A 22,204-nucleotide genomic window follows, 5' to 3' on the forward strand; every position below is an offset into this window, starting at 1 on the left:
GGGCGGCCATCTGGGCCTGTTACGACGACCCTCGTCCGAGAAAGCTTTTTGAAGAGGAATTCTACCGCGCCTTCGGGGTGCCCTTCGAAGCGTAGTTTTCCGCAGACGCCTGCGGGAGATGTGCGCTCCCGCCGCGCGGCATGTTCACGCACAGCCCGCGCCGGGGGCCCGCCCCGGGTTCCGGCGCCGGAAAGCCGTGCCTCCTCAGGGAGGCGCGGCCCTGCAAAGGGGCGCAGGACACGGAGCGTTCTCTCCGCATGGGGCGGGGAAGAGCGTTTCGGAAACAGGAGAGGCAGCCTCCTTCAAGGCGCGCTTTTCCATGATGGAGGCTTCCATGTATCTATTTGAGAACGATCGCTTCACCCGTCGTACCTTTCTTAAAGGCATGGCCGCAGGCGCGGCTGCGGTGACTCTGTGCGGCGTGCCCGGCCTTTCTCTGGCGAACGCCCCCAAGCGCGGCGGCACGCTGCGTGTGAGCGTGAGCCGCGAACTGAAGTCCCTGAACCCCTACCGCCATGTGAACCTTTCGGAGTACATGCAGGGCGAACTCATGTACAGCGGGCTCGTCAAGCTTTCCCATGAGCTCAAGCCCGTGCCCGACCTTGCGGAGAGCTGGGAAAGCGCCGACGCCGTGACCTGGCGCTTCCGTCTGCGCAAGGGCGTTCGCTTCCAGAACGGCAAGGAAGTCACCGCCGACGACGCCGTGGCCTCCATCCGCAAGGTGCTGGACCCGGAAACCGCCTCCCCCGGCCGCAAGAACATAGGACCCATCGTTTCGGCGGATGTGGAAGACAAGTACACCGTGCGTGTGGTGACGGCCTATCCCTTCTCCTTCCTGCCGCAGTCCATGGCCTATCCCTGCATGAAGATATGCCCCAGGGAAGTGCTGGAGGGCGATTACGCCTCCCTCGCCGCCAGAGGCTGCGGCAGCGGCCCCTTCAAGCTGCGTGAATATGTGCCCGGCACGCACCTCATTTTCGACCGCAACCCTGACTACTTCGACGGGGACAAGCCCTACCTCGACGAAGTGCAGATGCTCATCTTCCCCGATTCCGTGGCGGAAACCAACGCGCTGCTCACCGGCCAGAGCGACTGGGTGCTGGAAGCCAACATCAGCCAGCTGGAAAAGCTGAAGGAAGCGGGCATCGTGATGACGCGCACGGGCAGCGGCCAGTTCCCCAGCGTGGTGTACGGCTGCGACATGAAGCCCTTCACCGACATGCGCGTGCGTCAGGCCATCAGCCTTTCCCTCGACAGGCAGATGGCGCTCGACATGTGCCTGGAAGGCTTCGGCCGCATAGGCAACGACAACCCCGTTTCCCCGGAATATCCCTTCTATCATCAGCTTCCCGAGCGCAAGCAGGATCTGGAAAAGGCCGCCCGCCTGCTTTCCGAAGCCGGCTTCAGGCCGGGCAGCACCATTCCCATGTACATCGCCGCCGTGCCCGCCGTGCGCGGCAAGCTCGGCATCGTGCTGCAGCAGTGCGCGGCCCAGATCGGCGTGAAGATCCGGCTGCAGCATGTGGACTACAGCACCTTCCTCGACCAGTACTGGAAGAAGGCCAATTTCTATGTGGGCTTCTACAACATGCAGTCGTGCGAAGACGCGCTCTTCCAGCTTCTCTACACCTCCGACGCCTCGTGGAACGAAACGCGCTGGAACAACAAGAAGTTCGACCAGCTCGTGCTTCAGGCCCGCCAGGAGCTCGACCCCGAAAAGCAGCGCGCCGCCTTCGCCTCCTGTCAGGAAATGCTGTATGAGGAAGTGCCCTCCTGTGTGCCTTTCTTCCTCGACCTTGTTTCCGCCTATCAGCCCAAGGTCAACGGCATTGTCCGCAATCCCAGAAACACCTTCTTCACCATCGAAAACGTCTGGCTGAGCTGATACGGGAAAGCCCGGGGCGGACGGTCTGCCGGGAGCGGGGATGCGCCCGCTCCGGCGGCGCGTCCGCCTTTTCCGCGCACGCTGTGCGGCAGGGGCGGCCAAAGGGGAGAACATGAGTCCGGTTTATATTCTGAAACGTTTCTGTTTCATGCTTGTCACGCTTTTCTGCATTTCCATCATCATTTTCGCCATCACCATGGTTCTTCCCGGCAACCTCGCGCAGGTCATTCTCGGGGAATTCGCCACGGACGACGCCCTGCGGGCCCTTGAGGAGCAGATGGGCCTGAACCTGCCCTTCTACGAGCAGTACGGCAAATGGATATGGGGGGTGCTGCACGGCGACTTCGGTCACGCCCTGTCCATGGACCAGCCCATACTGCCCCTGCTTCTGTTCCGCCTGAAGAATTCCGCCATTCTGGCGGCCTTCAGCATCGTGATCGTGACCATCATCGCCATTCCTCTGGGAGTGTTCGCGGCGCTTCGCCGCAACAGCGCCGTGGACCGCACCATCCAGATAAGTTCCTATATCGGCATTTCCGTACCGGAATTCGCCACGGGCTCTCTTCTCATCATCGCCTTTGCCGGGCCCGTGCTCAATCTCTTCCCCTCCGCCGGTTACGTTCCCTTTTCCGAAGACGTGCCGAAGGCTCTTTCCCACATCGTTCTGCCCGTCATGACGCTGGTCATCGTGCTCATCGCCCACATCATGCGTCAGACCCGCTCGGAAATGATACACGTCATGCAGTCCGACTATGTACGCAGCGCCCGCCTGCGCGGCCTGAGCAACACCATGGTGGTGTTCAAGCACGCGCTGCGCAACGCCCTCATGCCCACCATCACGGTGCTTGCGCTGGACGTGGGCTATCTCATCGGCAGCGTGGTGGTCATTGAGGAAGTCTTCGCCTACCCGGGCATAGGCCGCCTCATCGTCTACGCCGTGACAAGCCGCGACGTGCCGCTGCTTCAGGCCACCGTGCTTACCGTGGCCTGCGTGTACTGCCTGGTCAATTTCCTGGCCGACCTCGCCTACGGTCTGGTCAATCCGCGCATCCGTTATCATTCCTAGGGAGCAGAACGATGTCTGTCATCCGTACCGTTTTTTCCACGCTGCGGCGCTATCCTTCCGCCATGGTGGGCAGCGCGCTGGTTTCTCTTCTTCTCATCGTGGCGCTTTTCGCGCCCTTCATCGCCCCCCACGATCCTCTCAAGCTCAATCCCAGAGAGCGCTTCGCCCCGCCGAGCGTCGAGCACATCATGGGCACGGATGAATACGGCCGCGACGTGTTCAGCCGCATCATTCTCGGCACGCGCACCTCTCTGGGCATCGGGCTCAGCGTCACGGTGATCTGCGCCGTGGCGGGCGGGCTCATCGGCCTTACCAGCGGCTACCTCGGCGGCAGGGCCGACGAGTTCATCATGCGCGGCATGGACATCCTCATGGCCTTCCCCGGCATACTCTTTGCGCTGCTCATTCTTTCCATGCTGGGGTCGAGCATCTTCAACGTCATTGTGGCCATCAGCATCACAGGCATACCGAAAACCGCGCGCGTGGCGCGAAGTTCGTGCCTCAACGTGCGCGGCGAGGAATTCATCGAGGCGGCCAAGGCGCGCGGCGAGCGCACCTGGTACATTCTTCTGGTGGAACTTCTGCCCAACGCCGTGCAGCCCATCATCGTGGAGGCGAGCATCAAGGTGGGCTTCGTCATTCTGACGGCCTCCTCCCTGAGCTTCCTCGGCCTCGGCACGCAGCCGCCCACTCCCGACTGGGGACTCATCATCGGCTCGGCGCGTGAATACATCTTCGAGGCTCCCATGCTCATCGTATGGCCCATACTCGCCATAGCCTTCACCACCATTTCCTTCAACCTGCTGGGCGACGGACTGCGCGACATCCTCGACCCGCGCGAACTGGGGAGGGTGTGATGGCAGGCCCCATTCTTTCCCTGGACGACGTTTCCATTTCCTTCAAGACCATCAACGGCAAGGTGCGCGCGGTGCGCCACGTCTCTCTGGAGGTGCGGCGCGGAGAATGCTACGCGCTCATCGGCGAATCCGGCTCCGGCAAGAGCACGCTGGCCTTTGCTGCCATGGGGTACCTTCCCGCCAACGGCAGCATCGAAAGCGGCCGCATCCTCTTCAACGGCGAGGACATCACGGGCTATTCCCACGCCCAGCTGGAAAAGCTGCGCGGCAAGCATGTGGGCATGGTGTTCCAGAATCCGCATACGGCCGCCAACCCCTGCTATACCATAGGCGACCAGCTCACCGAGGGCATCATCTATCACGAGGGCATCAGCCGGGCGGAAGCGGAGGAAAGAGCCCTCGCCATGCTGGAAGCCATCAACATTCCCGATCCGAAGCGCATTCTCGAACGCTACCCGCATCAGATTTCCGGCGGGCAGAAGCAGCGCATCACCATTGCCCAGGCGCTGCTCAGTCATCCCGACCTCATCATCATGGACGAACCCACCACGGCGCTCGACGTGACCACGGAAATACAGTTCCTGCGCCTTCTGGAAGACATCCGCTCCCGCATGGACGTGGCCATTCTCTACATCACCCACGACATGGGCATCGTGGCGCGCCTTGCGGACAGGGTGGGCGTCATCTACGCGGGCGCGCTGGTGGAGGAAGGTTCGCGGGAAACCATGTTCCGCAATCCCGAGCATCCCTATACCCGCGGGCTCATGCACAGCATCCCCAGCATAAAGATGGACAGAAAGCACAAGGGCTATTCCATGCCCGGTCTTCTGCCCAACCTCATTTCCCTGCCTCCGGGCTGTGCGTTTGCGCCGCGCTGCCCCGTGGCGGACGAACACTGCTCCGCCGAGCTTCCCGCCGTGCGGAACGTCCCCTCGCAGGACGGGGTGGAACACCGCGTGTTCTGCCACCGGCCGGGCGCGCCCCTTTCCTTCTCCACGGGCGTGGTGGAGGAGTGCGTATGTCACGATGAAGGCGACATGCAGTGTTCCGAGCCCCTGCTGGAAGTAAGAAACCTGAAGAAGTACTACGAGCACAGCACCTTCACGGACAGGCTGCTCCGGCGCAAACCCCGCTGCGTGTATGCGCTGGATGATGTGTCCTTCACCATCATGCCCGGCGAAACGCTGGGCGTGGTGGGGGAATCGGGCTGCGGCAAGAGCACCCTCGGCAAGACCATTCTGCGCCTTACCGAGGCGACGGGCGGCTCCATTTTCTACAAGGGGGAGGACATCACCCACAAGCACAGTCAGAGTCTGTGCAAGTCCATACAGATCGTGTTCCAGAGCCCGGATTCCTCGCTGAACCCGCGACACAGCCTCTACACCATCCTTTCGCGGCCGCTTCTGCTGCACGGCCTGGCCTCCGGCCACGCCGAGCTGGAAAAGCGCTGCTACAGACTGCTCGACATGGTTTCTCTGCCGCGTACCTATCTGTACCGCAAGCCCCATCAGCTGAGCGGCGGCGAAAAGCAGCGCGTGGCCATCGCGCGGGCCTTTGCCGTGCATCCCTCCTTCGTGGTGTGCGACGAAGTGACCTCGGCCCTCGACGTGTCGGTACAGGCCTCCATCATCAACCTGCTGCAGGATCTCCAGCGGGAATTTCAGACCTCGTATCTGTTCATTTCCCACGACCTTTCCGCGGTGCGCGAAATATCCCAGCGCATTGCTGTGATGTACCTCGGCAGGCTCGTGGAAGTGGGGAGCACCGATCAGGTGTTCCAGCCGCCGTATCATCCCTACACCAAGGCGCTTCTGTCCTCCATTTCCCTGCCCTGCATCCCGCAGCCGCATAAGAGCATCCTGCTCGAGGGGCAGATACCCAGCCCGGCGAACCCGCCTTCGGGCTGCCGCTTCCGCACGCGCTGCTACCGCAGACAGTGCGAAACCTGCGCTTCCGTTCAGCCCTCCATGACCTTCAGGGACGGGCACGGCCTCGCCTGCCACATCGACCGTGCGGAGCTTGAGGCGGATACGCCGGTGTTTCCCGAATCCTTCCTGTCCTGACCGCCTGTGCGGAACCGCGCCGGGCCTCTGCCCGGCACGGCCGGGACGGAAAACCTGAGCGAGGAAGAGCATGGAATCTTTCGGAAGCTTCATGGCGAAGCATGAAAAGGACATGTTCGAGCTTCTGCGCATTCTTGTGGACATGCGTACCGGCACGGACAACAAAACCGGCATAGACGCCATGGCCGCCTTTCTTGCAGCGTATCTTTCGGCAAGGGGGCTGCGGACGCATATTGTGGAGCAAAAGGACGCGGGCAACATTCTCATGGCGGATTTTCCCTGCGCGCAGGATGCCCCCCGCCGTATTCTGCTTTCCGGCCACATGGACACGGTCTTTCCCGAAGACAGCCCCTTCGACCGGCTCACGGTGGAAGGGGACATCGCGCACGGGCCGGGCACCTGCGACATGAAGGGGGGCCTTGTAGTGGGCATATTCGCCATGCTGGCCCTTCTGGAGCAGGGCTTCGGCTCCGCCATGCCTCTGCGCTTTCTCTTTTCGCCGGATGAGGAAAAATCCTCCCGTACCATGCGCGCCTGCCTGAAGGAGCAGGCCGCCCGCGCCGCCTTTGCGCTGGTGTTTGAAATGGCGGGGCCGGAGGGCGAGCTTGTGCGTACGCGCAAGGCCAAGGTGGCCTTTGCGGCGCGCATACGGGGCAGGGCGGGGCACGCGGCCTTCATCACCAGGGGCAAGGTGAGCGCCCTGCGCGATGCGGCGCGGAAAATCGAGCTTCTGGAAGCCATGAATACCGACAACGTCACCGGCGAGGATTCCCTCAGCGTGAACGTGGGGCGCCTCGAAGGGGGCGTGGCCTTCAACGTGGTGCCGGAAGAGGCCCTTCTTGAGGTGGAGGCCCGCTGCAACAGCCTCCGTATGCGCGACGAGGTGGAAGCGAAGATGCGCGGCATTCTGCTCACCCCGCAGGTGGAAGGCACGGAAACCGTCATCGAGCGGGAAGTATTCAATCCTCCGCTGGAAGCCGCGGCCACGGAAGCGCTGTATGCCCTGGCAGGGGAGGCGGCGCAGGAAATAGGGCAGAGCGTGGGCGAGGATTTCCGCCCCGGCTGCTCGGAAGCCTCCTTCCTCGCGCAGGAAGGCATTCCCGTGCTGGACGGGCTTGGCCCGCGCGGCGGCTGCGACCACTCCACCCGTGAATATCTGCTCCTTTCCTCCCTTGCGGAAAGGGCGCATCTGAGCGCGCTTCTGCTCAAAAAAGCGTGGGAGCGCGGCGTATCCGGGCCCTGGCGACCCGTGTCATGAAAAAGGAGAACTCATGCAGGAACAGAGCATGACAGGGGCCGTGGCAGAGTACGCCCTCGGCCTGAAAGCGGAAGATATTCCTGAAGATGTGCGCCGCCATGCGCGCATTCTTGCTGCCGATCACATTGCCTGCGCCTTCGGCGGAAGCTTTACGCCACTTGCCGCATCCGTGGCGGAATATGCCCGCTTCATGGGCGCGGGGGGCGATATTCCCGTGCCGGGCATGAAGGAGCGCCTTTCCCCCGCCATGGCGGCCTTCGTGCAGGCAGGCTTTGCCAATGCGCTCGATTACGACGATACGGGCTCACGCGGGCATCCCGGTTCGAGCATCTTTCCCGCCGTGCTGGCGCTCGGCGCCCGCCTCGGCGCGTCGGGAGGCGAGGTGCTGGCCGCCCTTGTCGCAGGCTACGAGGTGAACGACCGCGTGGCCCGGGCCACCCTTCCTTCCCCGGCCTGCTATGCGAAGGTTCACGCCAACGGCAGCCTTCAGGCCGTGGGCGTGGCCGCCGCCTGCGGCCGCCTTCTGGGCCTGAACGGGGATGAGATGCTGAACTGCCTCGGCATTGCGGGGGCCATGGCTCCCGTGCCCCATGCGGGAAAATTCGGCTGGGAGGACAAGTCCATCGCCTCGGTGAAGGACAATGTGGCCGTGCCCGCGGAAAACGGCGTGCGCGCCGCCGTGCTGGCGAAGTACGGGTATGAGGGGAGCGAGTCCGTTCTGGACGGGGAGGCGGGCTTTGCCGCCATGATCGGTTCCGACCGCTGCGAGAAAAGCGTGCTGTGCGATTTTTCCGCCTTTTCCCTGCCGCGCGTCTGCCTCAAGCCCTATCCCTGCTGCCGCTGGATACATCCCGCGCTGGATGCGCTGCGCGGTCTTATGGCGGAACATGCCTTCCGGCCGGAAGAGGTGGCCTCCCTCGACGTGGCCACCACGCCCCCCGTGGCCGCGCGCTTCGGCAGGGTACGGGCGCGCACCTTCCTTGATATGGAATTCAGCACGCCCCTCACCCTTGCCCTTGCCCTGCACGGCGTGCCCCGCGAAAGGTGGTTCGAACGCCGCTTCTGGGATGATTCCTCCGTGCGCGCCTGCGCGGCAGGCATCACGCTCTCGCCCGACGAGGGGCTGTGGAAGCGCTTTCTTGAGCTGGGGCGCGATTCCTCCTGCGTGCCTGCCCGCCTTGCGCTCCGCCTCAGAGACGGCCGGAGCTTCGAGGCGGAATGCGACAGGGCCTCGGGTTCTTTCGAAAAGCCCCTTTCTCCTGAGGAAAGGGAGGAAAAGTGGGCGGGCCTTCTTGCCCCGCTGGGGCGGGAGAGGGCGGCCCGTCTTGTGGAAACGGCCCTGCGTTTCGACGAGCTGGAAAACATCCGGGAACTTACGGAGCTTTTCGGCGTTGCGTAACACGAACCTGCCGCCGGAAGGAAACGTGATTTCGGGCGGCGGGGCCTTTCATCGGCGCACACGCTCCGGCGCGATGCGCCCCCGGACGCGGGGAAACATCGGAAAAAGGATGATGCAGCATGACAGAGCAGCTTTATGACGCCATAGAACGCAGGGCGGAAAAGTTTCAGCGCCTTGCGGACAGCATATGGGACTACGCCGAACTCGGCTTTACGGAAACGCGTTCCTGCCGCGCCGTGACGAAGGCGCTGGAAGAGGAGGGCTTTACCGTGGAAAAGGGCATTGCGGGTATGCCCACGGCCTTCCGGGCCTCGTTCACCCACGGTCAGGGCGGGCCGGTCATCGGCTTTCTTGCGGAATACGACGCGCTGCCCATGCTTTCCCAGCAGGCCGGAGCGGTGACTCCCTCGCCTGTGGTGGAAGGCGGCCCCGGGCACGGCTGCGGCCACAACTCCATGGCTCCCATGCAGGCGCTTGCGGTGAGCGCGCTGAAGCAGGTGCTGGTGGAGCGCGACATTCCCGCCACGCTCGTGGTGTTCGGCACCCCGGCCGAGGAACTGCTCGCCTGCAAGGGCTTCATGGCCCGCGACGGGGTGTTCGACGGTCTCGATGCGGTCATCGACTGCCATTCCAATTCCTTCATGGGCACGTCCTTCGGGCTTCAGAACAACGCGCTTTTCTCTTTTCTTGTGGAATTCTACGGGAAAACCGCCCATGCCGGAAGCCGCCCGTGGGAAGGCCGCAGCGCCGCCGACGCGGTGGAACTCATGCACGCGGGCACGGAAAGGCTGCGCGAACACATGCTGCCGGAACAGCGCGTGCACTGGGCCACGCTGAGCGGTATTTCCGCCCCCAACGTGGTGCCCGACTACGCCCGTACCTGGTATTATGTCCGCAGCCAGGACCCGGTGATTCAGGCGCTTTACGAGCGCATTCGCCTCTGTGCGCGCGGCGCGGCGCTCATGACCGGAACCGAGGAGCGCATCACCTTCCTTGCCGCCTGCCATCAGCGCTATCCCAACGAGGCGCTGGCCCGCGCCCTTTATGCCAACATGCTCAAGGTGGGCGCGCCCGAATACAGCGAGGAGGAACATGCCTTTGCGCGTGCGCTTCAGCATTCCCTCGGCGCGCCGGAAGTGGGGATGCAGGTGGAAACCACCCTTGTGGACGCGACGAAGGCCCCCTTCAAGGGCGATTCCAGCGATGTGGGCGACGTCACCCTCAAGGCCCCCACGGCCTCGCTCCAGTTCCCCACCTGGGTGCCCGGAGCCAAGGCCCACACCTGGGCCGTCACTGCCTGTCAGAAGAGCTCCATCATGCACAAGGGGCTTGTCACGGCCGCCCGTGTGGCCGCTCTTACCGCGCTCGACCTCATCACCCGGCCCGAACTTCTGGCGGAAGTGCGGCGCGAGTTTGAGTCCACCACCGCGGCCCACCCCTATGTGGATTACCTCGATGCCGAGGCCCGGCCGCCGCTTTCCTGGCATGAAGAGGATATGGCTCTCTTCCGGCCGCTTCTCGATGCCGCCCTCGGAACGTCGGACAGGTAGCGTTTCCCCGCGATGCCCTCGGCGGGACGACTCTTTCCCTGCCGGACAGGGCAGGGGAAGGGCCGCCCCGTTTTTTTTTGCCGGGGAGGAAGGGCGCGCCGGGCGGGGGAGAACCGCTCTGCGGAAGAGAGCTGTTTTGCGCGCATCGCTGCCCCGGAAGGAAGGGGAAGTGTTTCTCAGCGTTTTTTGCGGCCGCGGCGGGCATCACATGCCGGAACTTCTCCGCAGAGGGCTTTTTTTCGCAGGCGGAGGAGCTGGCAGGCAGCGCATGGGGGAGCGGCTCCCTTAGGACAAAAGCGATGCCTGTTCGGCGTAAAAAAGCGTTCTCCTTCACGTTTTATCTGAATTCAACACACGGAAAAAGCTTGCTTTTTTGAAAAAAGAGGGAATAGTTTCCCGCTTGTGGGACCGGAGCGGCCGGTCTTTTTTTCGTTTCGCAATGCGCCCGTTTTTCGGGCCGAAAGGAGCATGGCCATGGAAGATTCCCGGCATGATTTCGCGTCGTTCAGAAAAATCGACGCCCATTCCCATATCGGTTCCTTCGGAAGCCCCTTCAACGTGGATTTCAATACGGAGCTTCTCGCCCGGCAGATGGACGAGTACAACATAGAAAAAACCATACTCTGCCCGGCGGGCGCGCACCTCAACGAGGAAGTGAACGCGGCATGGCACGCCATGCCCGAACGCATCCTGCCCCTCTGCTGGGTCAATGCGAACCTGGGACAGGCGGCGTACGACATGCTCGAACATTATCTGCGCGACGAGCATTTTGCCGGCGTGAAGATGCAGCCTCTTTTCGATGCCTTCACCGCCGATTCCCCCATGGTCGACCCCATCATGGACATTGCCCGGGCGTACCGTGTGCCCGTGTTCATCCACTGCGGGCATCCGCCTTTTTCCCTGCCCTGGCAGATAGGTCTGCTTGCCGAACGCCATCCCGATGTGCCCACGGTGATGATACACATGGGGCACGGCCACGGCGTGTATATCGAGGGCAGCATCAACATGGCGAAGAAGTACGACAACCTCTTTCTTGAAGTATCGGGTATGCCCATGGGCTGCCAGATTAAAAACGCCTATGAAACCGTGGGGGCCGACAGGGTGATGTTCGGCATTGATTCCCCCTTCCATCATCCCACGGTGGAAATACAGCGCACTCTCTCCTGCGGCCTGCCCGACAGCGCGCTGGAAGACGTGTTCTACAACAATGCCGCGGGATTCATGGGCCTGAAGCAGTCCGCCTGAACCGGATGCGCCGGAAAAGTCCCGGAGTGCCGGACGCATGAGGGCACGGCTCCGAAAGGCCCGCCCAGGAACAAGAAAAGCCCGCACATGAAGATGTGCGGGCTTTTTCCGTCTCCGGCGGAGCGGCGTATTACTTCAGGTTGAACACGCGGCGTACCGTGTCCACGGCCTGCATGGTGTATTCCGGGTTGGCCGCCTCGTGGAAGCGGTCCTTCATGAAGGATATGGGCTCGTGGTTGAAGCGCCGTACCAGCGAACTGGCCATGATTTCCAGCGCCTCCCTCGTGTTGTCGTCCACGGGACCCAGGCGGTGCAGGGTTTTGGCAAGTTCCTCCCTCATGATGTTCTCGCCCCGTTCCACCAGCGCCACGATGGTGGGCTGGAGGGTGAGCGACTCCATCCACTGATGGAAGGCGAGGGTTTCCTCGTCCACAATGGCGCGGGCGCGCACGGCTTCCTTGCGCCGCTCGGCAATGTGTTCCTCCACCACTTCCTTGAGATCGTCGATATCGTAGAGATAGATATTGTCCAGCGTGTTCACGGAAGGCGCGATGTCGCGCGGCATGGCGATGTCGATGAGGAACATGGGGCGGTGCTTGCGCTTTTTCAGCACGTCGCGCATGTCTTCTTCGTGAATGATGGCGTCGGGCGCGCCGGTGGAGCTGATGACGATGTCGGTGTCCACCAGATGGGTGAAGAGCTGGTCGAAGGGCACGGCCTCGCCGCCCAGGCGCTGGGCCAGTTCCTCGGCCCGGGCGAAGGTGCGGTTGGCCACGCGGATGCGCCTCACTCCTGCCTGCCTGAGGTGCAGGGCGGCAAGTTCCGCCATTTCCCCCGCGCCGATGATGAGGGCGTTGTGGCTGATCATGTCGTCGAAGATCTGCTTGGCCAGCTCCACGGCGGCGTAGCTGATGGACACGGCGCTGGAGGCCACGCCCGTTTCCGAGCGCACTCTTTTGGCCACGGAAAAGGCCTTGTGCAGCAGCCGGTTGATGATGGTGCCCGCGCTGTGGCTCTGCGTGGCCTTGCGGTAGGCGGCTTTCAGCTGGCCGAGAATCTGCGGCTCGCCGAGCACCAGCGAATCCAGGCTGGAGGCCACGTTGAAGAGGTGGCGTATGGCTTCGTCGTTCCTGTACTGGTAGAGGTAGGGTTCAAGCTCCTCCACGCTTTTGCCGCGCGCTTTTGCCCAGTATTCCAGGGCGCGGAGGCGGGGCTTGTCGCCGTCGCCCACCACAAGCACTTCCACACGGTTGCAGGTGGAGAGAATGAGCGATTCGCCGATGTCGCCGCCGGTGGGAATGGCCCAGGTTTCGGGAGAGCAGAAATTGGTGAGCGCGAATTTTTCGCGCACCTCCACGGCGGCCGTGCGGTGATTGATGCCTATGAGGTGAATGGTGCTGTTCATGATGTTCCTGGTGAAAAGGCGGTTGGGGCGCTAGAAGCCGTGCTGCGTGGGAAAGACGGTGTTCACCACGAACATGGAGAACAGCGAGGCGGCAAAGATGACGAGCGCCAGTATGGCGGGCTTGCGTCCGCGCCAGCCGAGAGCCTGGCGCTGATGGAAGAGCAGGGCGTACACCGCGAGGATGATGAGCGAGACCCATTCCTTGAGATCGCCGCTCACGAAAGTGCCCCAGCTGATGCGGGCCCAGAGGAAGCCGCACAAAACGCCCAGACTGTAGCAGGGGAAGCCGATGAGCGTGGCCATGGCGTTCACCTTGTCGAGCGCGCCCAGAGCGGGCAGATCCTTGCGGAAGCCTCCCAGCGGCATTTTTTTCTTGATGGTTCCTTCCTGCCACAGGAAGAGCGCGCCGGCGCCCGCGGCCACGGCCATGACGCCCACGCCCACGAAAATGGCGGCCAGGTGCAGCACGAAAAGCGGTCCGGCCATGGTCATGGCGCCCGGCGTGGAGGAAAAGCCCAGCGCGCAGGCGCAGAGGAAGAAGGCCCACGGCGCGGCGAAATGCAGGGCTATGTCCATGTGCTGGCGTCGGGCCATGAAGAGCCCGGCAAGCACCAGAAACCACGAAAGCGGCAGAAGGTAGAACCCGCGCGACACGGCGCTGAAGGCTCCCGTGGCAAGGGCTGCCGCGAGCCAGAGCGTGTGGGCGGCAAAGCCTGCGGTGCAGAGCAGGCAGGAAAGTTTCTTTACCCTTAAAGAGCGGCCGAGCACCCCGGCGAGGGCGGCCACGGTGGCCAGCGCGTAGAGGGCGAGGCTGAGGTGGGAGGGAATATCAGTCCAGTCCATGGAATATCTCCTTGGCGGAAAAGGAAAGAGAAGCCGGAAGGTGGGGGGCCATCAGCGCGTCGGCCAGGGGCGCGTCCTTTCTGAGCAGCGCCTCCATGAGCTTTTCACGCAGGGGCTTTGCGCAGAGGGCGCGGAAAATTTCCGCATCCGCATCGCTGCCGAGTCCGAGAGCGAGCAGCTTCGGGCGCAGAGCCTTTAAAAGCAGTGCGAGCGGAGCATAGCCTCCCTGTATCCACTGTTCAAGGTCTTCCTTCAGGGCGCGGGCCAGCGCGGGGCTGCACCCGCTTGTGGAAAGCGCCAGCGTGAGGGGGCCGTTCTCCACATGGGCGGGCACGAGAAAGTTGCCGCCCGCACCGTCTTCCCGCGGCCCGGCCACGTTGCAGAGCACTCCCGCGGCCCGGCACAGCGCGGCCACGGCGGAGTTGACGGCTGCCGAGGGCGTGGCCGCAAACACCAGATGCTTGTGCTCCACGTCTTCCGCACGGAAGGCGCGCCGTTCCCGGATGAGGGAATCGTGAGGCAGGTGAGCCACGGCCTTGTCCAGCGCCTTGTCGTCGAGGTTCGGGTCGAGAACCAGCAGACTCAGAGGGCGGCATTCCAGAAGGGAGGCGATTTTACGCCGCCCCACGGGGCCGGCTCCCACCACGAGGCAGCGGGCGTCGGCAAGGTCGAGAAACAGGGGATAGTAACGCATGGGCATGGTATAGCCTTTACCCGCCTTCCCGTCCAGTAAGGAGGGGAGTTAAAAAGAAAGCCGGAACGCTCTGCCGTGAAGAAGGGCGGCGGGCGGGGCCGGACGGCTTTTTTTGGGGAAAAGGGCGCGCCATGACGGCAGAAGCGGCTTTTTTGCTGCTGGCGGAAGTTTCCCGTCGGAGGGAAGCGCCTCTTGTTCCGGCCCGGCAGCCGGGGCCCGCCCGGGAAAGGCGACTGCCGTACGGAAGTGTTGCGCGTCTACTCCCCTTCCTTGATCCTTCCTTTTTTCGTACTTTCCGCCCCGTCACGCCAAGGGGCCGTGTTTTCGACGCCTGCCGGAACGGGCGGAAACGCGCGCGGCAGGAGGCTCCGCACGCGGGGGGCTGCGGGAGAAAGCGGCGTGTTTCTGCCCCCGGCGCAGGAAGCTTTCCCATCCGCGCGCAGGATGCGTGTTTTCTCCCTGTGCTTGCGGGAAGAGCGCTTTTTTCTGCGGATTCCGGGGAGGACGGAAAGACGGAATCCGCGGGAAGCGTGCCTGGCGCTCTGCAGAGGGGAAAACGGCATAGAAGAGGGGAAAAGACTCCGGCAGGTGCTTCATCTTTGGGGAAAGGAAAGGAAGACGTCCCTGCTCTTCGTTTTCTTTTCCTTCCGCAGGGGGCGTTCTTGTTGCGGCACAGGTTCTTCTTCAGGCCTGGGGAGGGAGGGGCATGGTTTCGGACCTGTTTTTTGTCGGAAAAAAGCCCCCGGGTCGCTCCGGCAATCTTATGCGGAGGAAAACACTGGACTAACGTCGAAAAAAGAAGTAGGGTTCTCCGACTTGAATCTCAACGCTGCGGTAAATCGGGCGACTAGGCGACTGTCCGCCTACCAAGGTGGGTATGGGCGTACCCGTGGGTCCGCAAATCATCTGAGGAGTGTACCATGAAAGAAGGCATCCATCCCAAAGTGTACAAGGCCAAGCTTGTCTGCGCCTGCGGCAACGTCGTGGAAGTTCTTTCCACCAAGGGCGAAACCGTCCATGTCGAAATCTGCTCCGCCTGCCATCCGTTCTTCACCGGTAAGCAGCGCTTCGTCGACACCGCCGGCCGTATCGACCGCTTCCGCAAGAAGTACGCCAAATTCGCGAAGTAACGCTGGTTCCGGCGTGTGTTAAGCCGGGAACGAGTGGAACCTCCCCAGGCTTTCCTGGGGAGGTTTTTGAGTTTGGACGGCGCGGCGCTCCGGCATGTTCCTGCGGCCCGGCCGTCGTGCAGCCCTCGGGCGGCCTTGCGGGCGTTTCCGCTCCGCAGCTTTTTGCGCCATGTCCGCGGCGCTCCGGCACAGTTCAGGAAAAGGCATGAAGCACAGGTTTTCATTTTTCCGTCTCCTTACGCTTTCCGCACAGAGCTGCGCCCTGCCTCTGGTGGGCGGGCAGGCCGTCATGGAAGGCGTGCTCATGCGTAACGGCGCTTCCTACGCGCTTGCGGTGCGCCGTCCTTCCGGGAATATTTCCGTGGAGAGCCGCCGCTGGAGAAGCGTGGGACCGAAGGGGCTTCGTTCCATACGTTTTCTGCGCGGCTTTCCCATACTGGTGGAAAGCCTTGCCAACGGCATCCGCGCGTTGAACCGTTCCGCCGATCTTGCCGATGACGGCGATTCCGGTCCCATGACGAAGGGGCAGGTGGCCCTCACCCTGCTCATGGCGTTCGGGGCGGCCGTGCTGCTTTTCGTGGCCGCGCCGCATCTCATGGCGCTTTTCATGGAATATCTGGGCCTTTCCGGCGACATGAAGGGCTTTTCCTTCCATGTGTGGGACGGCCTGTTCAAGTTTCTTATTTTCACGGGCTACATTGTGGCCATATCCTTCATGCCCGAGATACGGCGCGTGTTTCAGTATCACGGCGCGGAACACAAGACCATTCACGCCTTTGAAAAGGGCGGCATGGTCACGGTGGAAACGGCGCGGCAGGGCAGCCGGCTGCACCCCCGCTGCGGCACCACCTTTCTGCTTTTCGTTCTTTCCGTGGCCATCGTGCTGCACGCGGTGCTTGTTCCGCTGCTGCTCATGATGTGGGAACCTTCCTCCGCAGTGCTGCGCCATGCGGGCATCGTTCTTTTTAAAATCCTGCTTATTGTGCCGGTGAGCGCTCTCGCCTACGAGATCATCCGCTACGCGGCCGCGCTGGAAGACGGTTTCCGGGCCCGCCTGCTGCGAGCTCCGGGCTTTTTTCTCCAGCTGCTCACCACGCGGGAACCCGACGACGGACAGCTTGAGGTGGCCGTCGCCGCGCTCAGGGAGGCGCTCGGGCCCGAAAGCCCCTTTGCCGACCGCTTTGAATCCCCCGACCCTACCGTGATGGAGTGACTATGTTTGCGAAACTGGAAAATCTGGAAAAACGCTATGAAGAGCTGGAACAGGCTCTTGCCGACCCCGCCGTGCTGTCCGACCCGGAACAGTACCGCAAGACGGCCAAGGCCCGTGCCGACGTGGAACCCGTTGTCCTTGCCTTCCGGGAATACCGCGATCTCCAGAAACAGCTTGAGGAGAACAAGGAACTTCTGAGCGACGAGGATCACGACATCCGCGACATGGCGCAGGAGGAAATCCGCCGCATCGAGAAGGAACTGCCCGACCGCGAGCACAAGCTGCGCCTCATGCTGCTTCCCCCGGACCCCCTGGATGAAAAGAACACCGTGCTTGAAGTGCGCGCCGGTACCGGCGGCGACGAAGCGGCGCTCTTCGCGGCCGATCTTTTCCACATGTACTGCCGCTACGCCGAACTCCAGCACTGGAAGGTGGAAATCATTTCCGAAATGCCCACCGACGCGGGCGGTTACAAGGAAGTCATCGCCCTTGTTTCAGGCAAGCGCGTGTACAGCCGTCTCCGCTATGAATCCGGCACGCACCGCGTGCAGCGCGTGCCCGCCACGGAATCGCAGGGCCGCATCCATACTTCCGCCGCCACCGTGGCCGTCATGCCCGAAGCCGAGGAAGTGGATGTGAACCTCCGCCCCGAAGATCTGCGCATCGACGTGTACCGCGCTTCCGGCGCGGGCGGCCAGCACGTCAACAAAACGGAATCGGCCGTGCGCATCACGCATATTCCCACGGGCATCGTGGTCACCTGCGAAGACGAGCGCTCCCAGCACAAGAACAAGGCCCGCGCCATGAAGGTGCTCGCCTCGCGCATTCTTCAGGCGGAACAGGAAAAGCAGCACGCTTCCGAGGCTGCGGAACGCCGTTCCCAGGTGGGTTCCGGCGACCGTTCTGAACGTATCCGCACCTACAACTTTCCCCAGGGCCGCGTGACCGACCACCGCATCAACCTCACCATGTATTCCCTCGACCGCTTCATGGAAGGGGAAATCGAGGATATGGTGGAAGCGCTCGCCGCCCAGGCCCAGGCCGATGCCCTGAAGGCCGAGGTGGAATAGGAGAAGAGGGCCGCCGTGCGGCCCGGCCGGGCGTTTTCCGTTTTTCGGGGAACGCGCGGAAAGAACATTTCGCTGCGCCCGCGCAGAAAGGGGAACAGGCATGAGTCAGCAGCACGAGAGCGCGCCCGGCGAGGAATCGGGCGTCACGCTGGAGGAAGAGCTGAAGGAACCGGCCATGTACCGCGTTCTTCTGCATAACGACGACTACACCACCATGGATTTCGTGGTGGGCATTCTGCAGGACGTGTTCCACAAGAACCAGCAGGAAGCCGTGGCCATCATGATGTCCGTGCACGAGAAGGGCATGGGCGTATGCGGCGTGTACCCCAGGGAAATCGCGGAGTTCCGCGTCGGCCAGGTGGCCGCCCGCGCCAAGGCTGCGGGCTTTCCCCTGCGCTGTACCATGGAAAGGGAATAAGGGAGCATCTCCCTCACGACCCCGGTCCCGCCCTGCGGAGCCGGGGTTTTCCTTTACGGCGGATCTTCCGGCTCTTCGGCCGGGCAGCTTGCATTCTGTGTTGCGGGCAGGTACAATAGGGGAATGTTTCCAGAAAAAAGGGGTATTCCGCGATGATGGCACGTTCTCTGATGCAGGCACTGGCGCTGGCCGTGATGGAAATGCGGTCGCGTCGTCACGAATGTCTGACGGTGGAACATCTGCTGCTTGCCATGACGCGCGAGCAGCTCGGCCGCGTCATTCTCAAGGGCTGCGGGGCCGATATTCCGGCTCTCAGGCATCAGCTGGAAGAGTATCTTTCGCGCTATCTCCCCTCCACGGGGCCGGAGCCTTCCTCGGAGAGCGAGGTTCTGCAGACGGAAGCGCTGGAAAGAGTGCTGGAAAGGGCGGTCGCCCATGTGCAGTCTTCCGGCCGCAGCGACGCGGACGTGGGCGACGTGCTTGCCGCCATGTTCGAGGAGGAGGACAGCTGGGCGGTGTTCTACCTGCGCAAGCAGGGGGTGGACAGGCTGCGCGTTCTGGAATTCGTTTCCCATGAGCTGCCGGAAATTCTGCGGCAGGCCGCGCGCAGGCGCACGCAGGAAACGGCCGAACGGCAGGAGGAGGCTCCCCAGGCTTCCGCGCTGGAACGCTATGCCGTGGATCTGGTGGAAAAGGCCAAACAGGGCCGCATCGATCCTCTGGTGGGGCGCGCTGCGGAAGTGGCGCGGCTTCTGGAAATTCTTTCCCGCCGCCGCAAGAACAATCCTCTTCTTGTGGGCGAACCGGGCACGGGCAAGACGGCCATTGCCGAAGGCCTGGCCTACCGCATCGCGCAGGGCGACGTGCCGCGCGCCTTCCGCTCCATATCCATGTATGCGCTGGATCTGGGCTCCCTGCTTGCGGGGTCCAAGTACCGCGGCGATTTCGAGGCCCGCATCAAGAAAGTGGTGAACGAGCTTCGTCAGAAGCCCGGGACCATTCTCTTCATCGACGAAATCCACACCATCGTGGGCGCAGGCGCAACGAGCGGGGGCTCCATGGACGCCTCCAACCTGCTCAAGCCCGTTCTCGCCGCCGGGGAGCTGCGCTGCATAGGTTCCACCACCCACGAGGAATACCGCAATCATTTTGAAAAGGACCGCGCCCTGAGCCGCCGTTTCCAGTGCGTGGACGTGCGCGAACCTTCCGAGGCGGACTGCCTCGACATTCTGCGCGGGCTTCAGGCAAGCTATGAGAAATTTCACGGGGTGAAGTATTCCAAAGGGGCCATACAGGCCGCCGTGGAGCTTTCCGCCCGGCATATACAGGACAGGCTTCTGCCCGACAAGGCCATCGACGTCATGGACGAGGCGGGCGCGGCCGCGGGGCTGAAACCCGGCTTCCGCCGTGGCGCGGTGGTTTCCGTGCAGGATATCGAGCGCGTGGTGGCCCGTATGGCGGGCATTCCCGCCCGCAGCGTGAGCCGCGGCGAGAAGGAAAGGCTTCAGACCCTGCGGGAAGACCTGTGCAGCCGTGTTTTCGGGCAGGATCAGGCCGTGGACGCCATAGTCCGGGCCATACTGCGTTCCCGCGCGGGCCTGAGCCGGGAAAACCGCCCGGCGGCCTCCTTCCTCTTCCACGGGCCTACGGGCGTGGGCAAGACGGAACTGGCCAGGGCGCTTGCCGAGCTGCTGGACGTTTCCTTCGTACGCTTCGACATGAGCGAATACATGGAAAAACATGCCGTGGCGCGTCTCATCGGTTCGCCTCCCGGCTATGTGGGCTTCGAGCAGGGCGGCCTGCTCACCGAGGCCATACGCAAAACGCCCCATGCCGTGCTGCTGCTCGACGAGGTGGAAAAGGCCCATCCCGACATCTACAACGTGCTTCTGCAGGTCATGGACTATGCCACCCTTACGGACAATACGGGCCGCAAGGCGGATTTCCGCAACGTGGTTATCATCATGACCACCAACGCGGGCGCAAGGGAAATGGAACAGTCGCCCGTGGGCTTCTGGTCCACGAGCCGCGCATCGGACCGCAGCGCCGGAGCCGTGGAGCAGACCTTCAGTCCCGAATTCCGCAACAGGCTCGATGCCATCGTCCCCTTCCAGAGCCTGAGCTTCGAGCTGATGGCCCGCATCGTGAACAAAACGGTGGCGGCGCTTGCTCCGGGCCTTGCCGTGCGGCGCGTCACCCTTGAGCTGGAGGATTCCGCGCGCGACTGGCTGGCGCGCAGGGGCTTCGATCCGCGCATGGGCGCGCGGCCGCTCCAGCGCGTGATACGTTCGGAGCTGGAAGACAGGCTGGCGGAGCTTCTGCTCTTCGGCGGACTGGAAAAGGGCGGCACGGTGCGTGTGGAGGCGAAAAGCCCCGAAGACGAGCACCTGACCCTTACGGTGAACGGGTAGTTTTCCCATGGCGGCCCATCTTTCGTGGATGCCCGAAGGCGGGCCGTTATGGTTCCCCCCCGTGGAAAGGGCTCTGAAGGGGGGGCTGCTCATGGCCGGGGGCGATCTTTCTCCCCAGCGGCTGCTCTATGCCTATTCCTGCGGCATCTTTCCCTGGTATGAGGAGGATTCTCCCATACTCTGGTGGTCGCCGGACCCCCGCTGCGTGCTTTTTCCCGAAAGGCTGCATGTGAGTGCAAGTCTGCGCCGCGTGCTCAACGGCGGCCGTTTCACCTTCAGCGTGGATACCGCGTTTTCCCGCGTCATACGTGCCTGCGCCTCCATACCGCGCCCCGGGCAGGAGGGCACCTGGCTTGTGCCCGCCATGGTGGAGGCATACGAGCGCCTGCACCTTCTCGGTCACGCCCATTCCGTGGAGGTATGGCAGGACGGGGAGCTGGCCGGGGGCCTGTACGGCATTCTGCGGGGCAGGGCCTTTTTCGGGGAATCCATGTTTCACCTGCGGCCGGATGCCTCCAAGGCGGCCGTAGTGCACCTTGTTTCTCTGCTTCGGGAACGGGGCGTGGGCGTGGTGGACTGCCAGCAGACCACGCCGCACATGCTGCGCCTCGGCGCGCAGGAAATTTCCCGCCGCGAATTTCTCGCCCTTTTGCGCGAGTTCTGCCCCCGCTGAGGCGCGCATCCAGGCGGAAGTGTCCCGCTCCGTGCCGGGGAGTCACCGTGAAAACATGAGTTCGCGCGTGTCGTCTGCCCGGTCTTCTCGTCGGTGTCTTTCTGCACGGCTTCTGCATCCGGGGGAAAACTCCCGGGAGCGGTCGGCGGGAAAGCGCCCGGAACCGGGATGTTCCTCCGTTATCACTTCTTACCGCAAGGAGCTTTTCCATGAGCGACGTCGTTACCTTCGAGCATACTCCCAAAGGCTTTACCGTGCATACGGGCCATCCTCTTCTGGGCGACATTCACGGTGATTTTTCCACCGTATCGCCGGACAGGCGACAGGGGACGGCCCGCGCGCTTCTGGTTTCCGCCGCGCTGGACTGCTTCTGCGGAACCCTGAACGCCGCGCTTCTGGCCCGCGACGTGCAGTACCGCAGCATCAAGGGGACGGGCCGCGCGGAAAAGGTGCAGCGCGACGGCGTTTCCTTTGTCACGCGTATTGATATCGACGTGCAGGTGGATGTGGACGATGCCGACCGTGAAACGCTGGAACACTGCCTCAGCATCGTGAAGGGCTGCATGATCACGCGCTCCCTCATGGAAGGGATGGAAGTGAACGTTCACGCTTCCCGCGCCTGAGTCCTGCGGGAAAAGGCGGAAAGAGCGTCCGCCGCAGCCTTGCGCGGAAAGCCGTGCCGCCCCGTGCCGCGCAGAAACGTGCCGCAGACAGAAAAAAGGCGGTCTGCGGGCGGCCGGAATACGGGAAATGACGGAGGAAATGGCCTTTTTTATCCCGTAAATCGGAAAAAGCTGCCCGCATCGTCGAAAAAGTATGTTTTTTAGGTGCTGCAACCGTTGACATCTTCGTCGATTCTGGTACTTCTCTTTTTCACCGATGGGCTATCGTTCAATTGGCAGGACGTCGGATTCTGGCTCCGATAATCAAGGTTCGAGTCCTTGTAGCCCAGCCACGGCAACACCGTGTCCCCATCGTCTAGCCGGCCCAGGACAGCGGCCTTTCACGCCGTCAACGGCGGTTC

General features: G+C 62.9%; 18 protein-coding genes and 1 tRNA gene. 16 read left to right on the forward strand and 3 right to left on the reverse strand.

The features are described 5' to 3' along the window. Positions 1-334 precede the first annotated feature (334 nt). From CZ345_RS10030 to CZ345_RS10065, 8 genes are all read left to right on the forward strand, one after another. Entirely contained in the window at positions 335-1,885 is a 1,551-nt protein-coding gene (locus CZ345_RS10030; RefSeq protein WP_077074056.1) for an ABC transporter substrate-binding protein, read from the forward strand. Between the two features lie 112 nt (positions 1,886-1,997). After that, on the forward strand, positions 1,998-2,951 hold the full coding sequence (locus CZ345_RS10035; protein ID WP_077074057.1) for an ABC transporter permease: 954 nt from the start codon (positions 1,998-2,000) through the stop codon (positions 2,949-2,951). Between the two features lie 11 nt (positions 2,952-2,962). Then, the gene (locus CZ345_RS10040; protein ID WP_077073042.1) at positions 2,963-3,808 is read left to right on the forward strand and encodes an ABC transporter permease; all 846 of its coding nucleotides are present in this window, start codon (positions 2,963-2,965) and stop codon (positions 3,806-3,808) included. Continuing rightward, the gene (locus CZ345_RS10045; protein ID WP_077073043.1) at positions 3,808-5,871 is read left to right on the forward strand and encodes a dipeptide ABC transporter ATP-binding protein; all 2,064 of its coding nucleotides are present in this window, start codon (positions 3,808-3,810) and stop codon (positions 5,869-5,871) included. Before CZ345_RS10040 ends, CZ345_RS10045 begins: the two co-directional genes overlap by 1 nt. A gap of 70 nt (positions 5,872-5,941) precedes the next feature. Next, positions 5,942-7,129 carry a M20/M25/M40 family metallo-hydrolase gene (locus CZ345_RS10050; RefSeq protein ID WP_077073044.1) on the forward strand — a complete coding sequence of 396 codons (1,188 nt, stop codon included), beginning with the start codon at positions 5,942-5,944 and terminating at the stop codon, positions 7,127-7,129. A 13-nt stretch (positions 7,130-7,142) separates the two neighbouring features. Beyond that, a complete protein-coding gene (locus tag CZ345_RS10055; RefSeq protein WP_077073045.1) occupies positions 7,143-8,528 on the forward strand; it encodes an MmgE/PrpD family protein in 1,386 nt (461 codons plus the stop codon). Between the two features lie 119 nt (positions 8,529-8,647). Then, positions 8,648-10,078, forward strand: coding sequence for an amidohydrolase (locus tag CZ345_RS10060; protein ID WP_077073046.1), 1,431 nt, complete (start codon positions 8,648-8,650; stop codon positions 10,076-10,078). A 474-nt stretch (positions 10,079-10,552) separates the two neighbouring features. Continuing rightward, complete coding sequence (locus CZ345_RS10065) at positions 10,553-11,323, forward strand: amidohydrolase family protein (RefSeq protein ID WP_077073047.1); 771 nt, start codon at positions 10,553-10,555, stop codon at positions 11,321-11,323. Positions 11,324-11,453: 130 nt separating this feature from the next. Here the strand turns inward: CZ345_RS10065 and hemA are convergent, their stop codons facing one another. The 3 genes from hemA to CZ345_RS10080 are packed head-to-tail and all read right to left on the reverse strand — an operon-like array spanning position 11,454 to position 14,271. Next, entirely contained in the window at positions 11,454-12,728 is a 1,275-nt protein-coding gene (hemA, locus tag CZ345_RS10070) for a glutamyl-tRNA reductase (protein ID WP_077073048.1), read from the reverse strand. A 30-nt stretch (positions 12,729-12,758) separates the two neighbouring features. Continuing rightward, complete coding sequence (ccsA, locus tag CZ345_RS10075; RefSeq protein WP_077073049.1) at positions 12,759-13,571, reverse strand: cytochrome c biogenesis protein CcsA; 813 nt, start codon at positions 13,569-13,571, stop codon at positions 12,759-12,761. Next, positions 13,558-14,271 (reverse strand): precorrin-2 dehydrogenase/sirohydrochlorin ferrochelatase family protein, encoded by a 714-nt coding sequence (locus CZ345_RS10080; RefSeq protein WP_083717345.1) that lies wholly within the window; start codon positions 14,269-14,271, stop codon positions 13,558-13,560. Before CZ345_RS10080 ends, ccsA begins: the two co-directional genes overlap by 14 nt. A 914-nt stretch (positions 14,272-15,185) precedes the next feature. On the opposite strand from CZ345_RS10080, the gene rpmE reads away from it, so the two are divergent. From rpmE to CZ345_RS10125, 8 genes are all read left to right on the forward strand, one after another. Beyond that, complete coding sequence (gene rpmE, locus CZ345_RS10090) at positions 15,186-15,395, forward strand: 50S ribosomal protein L31 (protein ID WP_077073051.1); 210 nt, start codon at positions 15,186-15,188, stop codon at positions 15,393-15,395. Positions 15,396-15,600: 205 nt separating this feature from the next. Further along, positions 15,601-16,608 carry a DUF1385 domain-containing protein gene (locus tag CZ345_RS10095; protein WP_239446670.1) on the forward strand — a complete coding sequence of 336 codons (1,008 nt, stop codon included), beginning with the start codon at positions 15,601-15,603 and terminating at the stop codon, positions 16,606-16,608. Between the two features lie 2 nt (positions 16,609-16,610). Further along, positions 16,611-17,678, forward strand: coding sequence for a peptide chain release factor 1 (gene prfA / locus CZ345_RS10100; protein WP_077073053.1), 1,068 nt, complete (start codon positions 16,611-16,613; stop codon positions 17,676-17,678). A gap of 100 nt (positions 17,679-17,778) precedes the next feature. Continuing rightward, positions 17,779-18,096, forward strand: coding sequence for an ATP-dependent Clp protease adapter ClpS (gene clpS / locus CZ345_RS10105; RefSeq protein ID WP_077073054.1), 318 nt, complete (start codon positions 17,779-17,781; stop codon positions 18,094-18,096). Between the two features lie 152 nt (positions 18,097-18,248). After that, the gene (gene clpA / locus CZ345_RS10110; protein WP_077073055.1) at positions 18,249-20,507 is read left to right on the forward strand and encodes an ATP-dependent Clp protease ATP-binding subunit ClpA; all 2,259 of its coding nucleotides are present in this window, start codon (positions 18,249-18,251) and stop codon (positions 20,505-20,507) included. 7 nt (positions 20,508-20,514) lie between these two features. Next, complete coding sequence (gene aat, locus CZ345_RS10115; protein WP_083717347.1) at positions 20,515-21,180, forward strand: leucyl/phenylalanyl-tRNA--protein transferase; 666 nt, start codon at positions 20,515-20,517, stop codon at positions 21,178-21,180. Positions 21,181-21,389: 209 nt separating this feature from the next. Next, positions 21,390-21,803, forward strand: a complete 414-nt coding sequence (locus CZ345_RS10120; protein WP_077073056.1) for an OsmC family protein — start codon at positions 21,390-21,392, stop codon at positions 21,801-21,803. A 257-nt stretch (positions 21,804-22,060) separates the two neighbouring features. After that, positions 22,061-22,135 (forward strand) — tRNA-Gln (locus tag CZ345_RS10125). Positions 22,136-22,204: the final 69 nt, after the last annotated feature.

Source organism: Mailhella massiliensis, from assembly GCF_900155525.1.
Classification (GTDB): domain Bacteria; phylum Desulfobacterota; class Desulfovibrionia; order Desulfovibrionales; family Desulfovibrionaceae; genus Mailhella; species Mailhella massiliensis.

Coding starts and splice junctions, on each gene's coding strand:
- CZ345_RS10035 (WP_077074057.1), top strand. CDS start 1,998: ATGAGTCCGGTTTATATTCTGAAACGTTTCTGTTTCATGCTTGTCACG.
- ccsA (WP_077073049.1), bottom strand. CDS start 13,571: ATGGACTGGACTGATATTCCCTCCCACCTCAGCCTCGCCCTCTACGCG.
- clpS (WP_077073054.1), top strand. CDS start 17,779: ATGAGTCAGCAGCACGAGAGCGCGCCCGGCGAGGAATCGGGCGTCACG.
- prfA (WP_077073053.1), top strand. CDS start 16,611: ATGTTTGCGAAACTGGAAAATCTGGAAAAACGCTATGAAGAGCTGGAA.
- rpmE (WP_077073051.1), top strand. CDS start 15,186: ATGAAAGAAGGCATCCATCCCAAAGTGTACAAGGCCAAGCTTGTCTGC.
- clpA (WP_077073055.1), top strand. CDS start 18,249: ATGATGGCACGTTCTCTGATGCAGGCACTGGCGCTGGCCGTGATGGAA.
- CZ345_RS10095 (WP_239446670.1), top strand. CDS start 15,601: ATGAAGCACAGGTTTTCATTTTTCCGTCTCCTTACGCTTTCCGCACAG.
- CZ345_RS10120 (WP_077073056.1), top strand. CDS start 21,390: ATGAGCGACGTCGTTACCTTCGAGCATACTCCCAAAGGCTTTACCGTG.
- hemA (WP_077073048.1), bottom strand. CDS start 12,728: ATGAACAGCACCATTCACCTCATAGGCATCAATCACCGCACGGCCGCC.
- CZ345_RS10050 (WP_077073044.1), top strand. CDS start 5,942: ATGGAATCTTTCGGAAGCTTCATGGCGAAGCATGAAAAGGACATGTTC.
- aat (WP_083717347.1), top strand. CDS start 20,515: ATGGCGGCCCATCTTTCGTGGATGCCCGAAGGCGGGCCGTTATGGTTC.
- CZ345_RS10080 (WP_083717345.1), bottom strand. CDS start 14,271: ATGCCCATGCGTTACTATCCCCTGTTTCTCGACCTTGCCGACGCCCGC.
- CZ345_RS10040 (WP_077073042.1), top strand. CDS start 2,963: ATGTCTGTCATCCGTACCGTTTTTTCCACGCTGCGGCGCTATCCTTCC.
- CZ345_RS10055 (WP_077073045.1), top strand. CDS start 7,143: ATGCAGGAACAGAGCATGACAGGGGCCGTGGCAGAGTACGCCCTCGGC.
- CZ345_RS10060 (WP_077073046.1), top strand. CDS start 8,648: ATGACAGAGCAGCTTTATGACGCCATAGAACGCAGGGCGGAAAAGTTT.
- CZ345_RS10030 (WP_077074056.1), top strand. CDS start 335: ATGTATCTATTTGAGAACGATCGCTTCACCCGTCGTACCTTTCTTAAA.
- CZ345_RS10065 (WP_077073047.1), top strand. CDS start 10,553: ATGGAAGATTCCCGGCATGATTTCGCGTCGTTCAGAAAAATCGACGCC.
- CZ345_RS10045 (WP_077073043.1), top strand. CDS start 3,808: ATGGCAGGCCCCATTCTTTCCCTGGACGACGTTTCCATTTCCTTCAAG.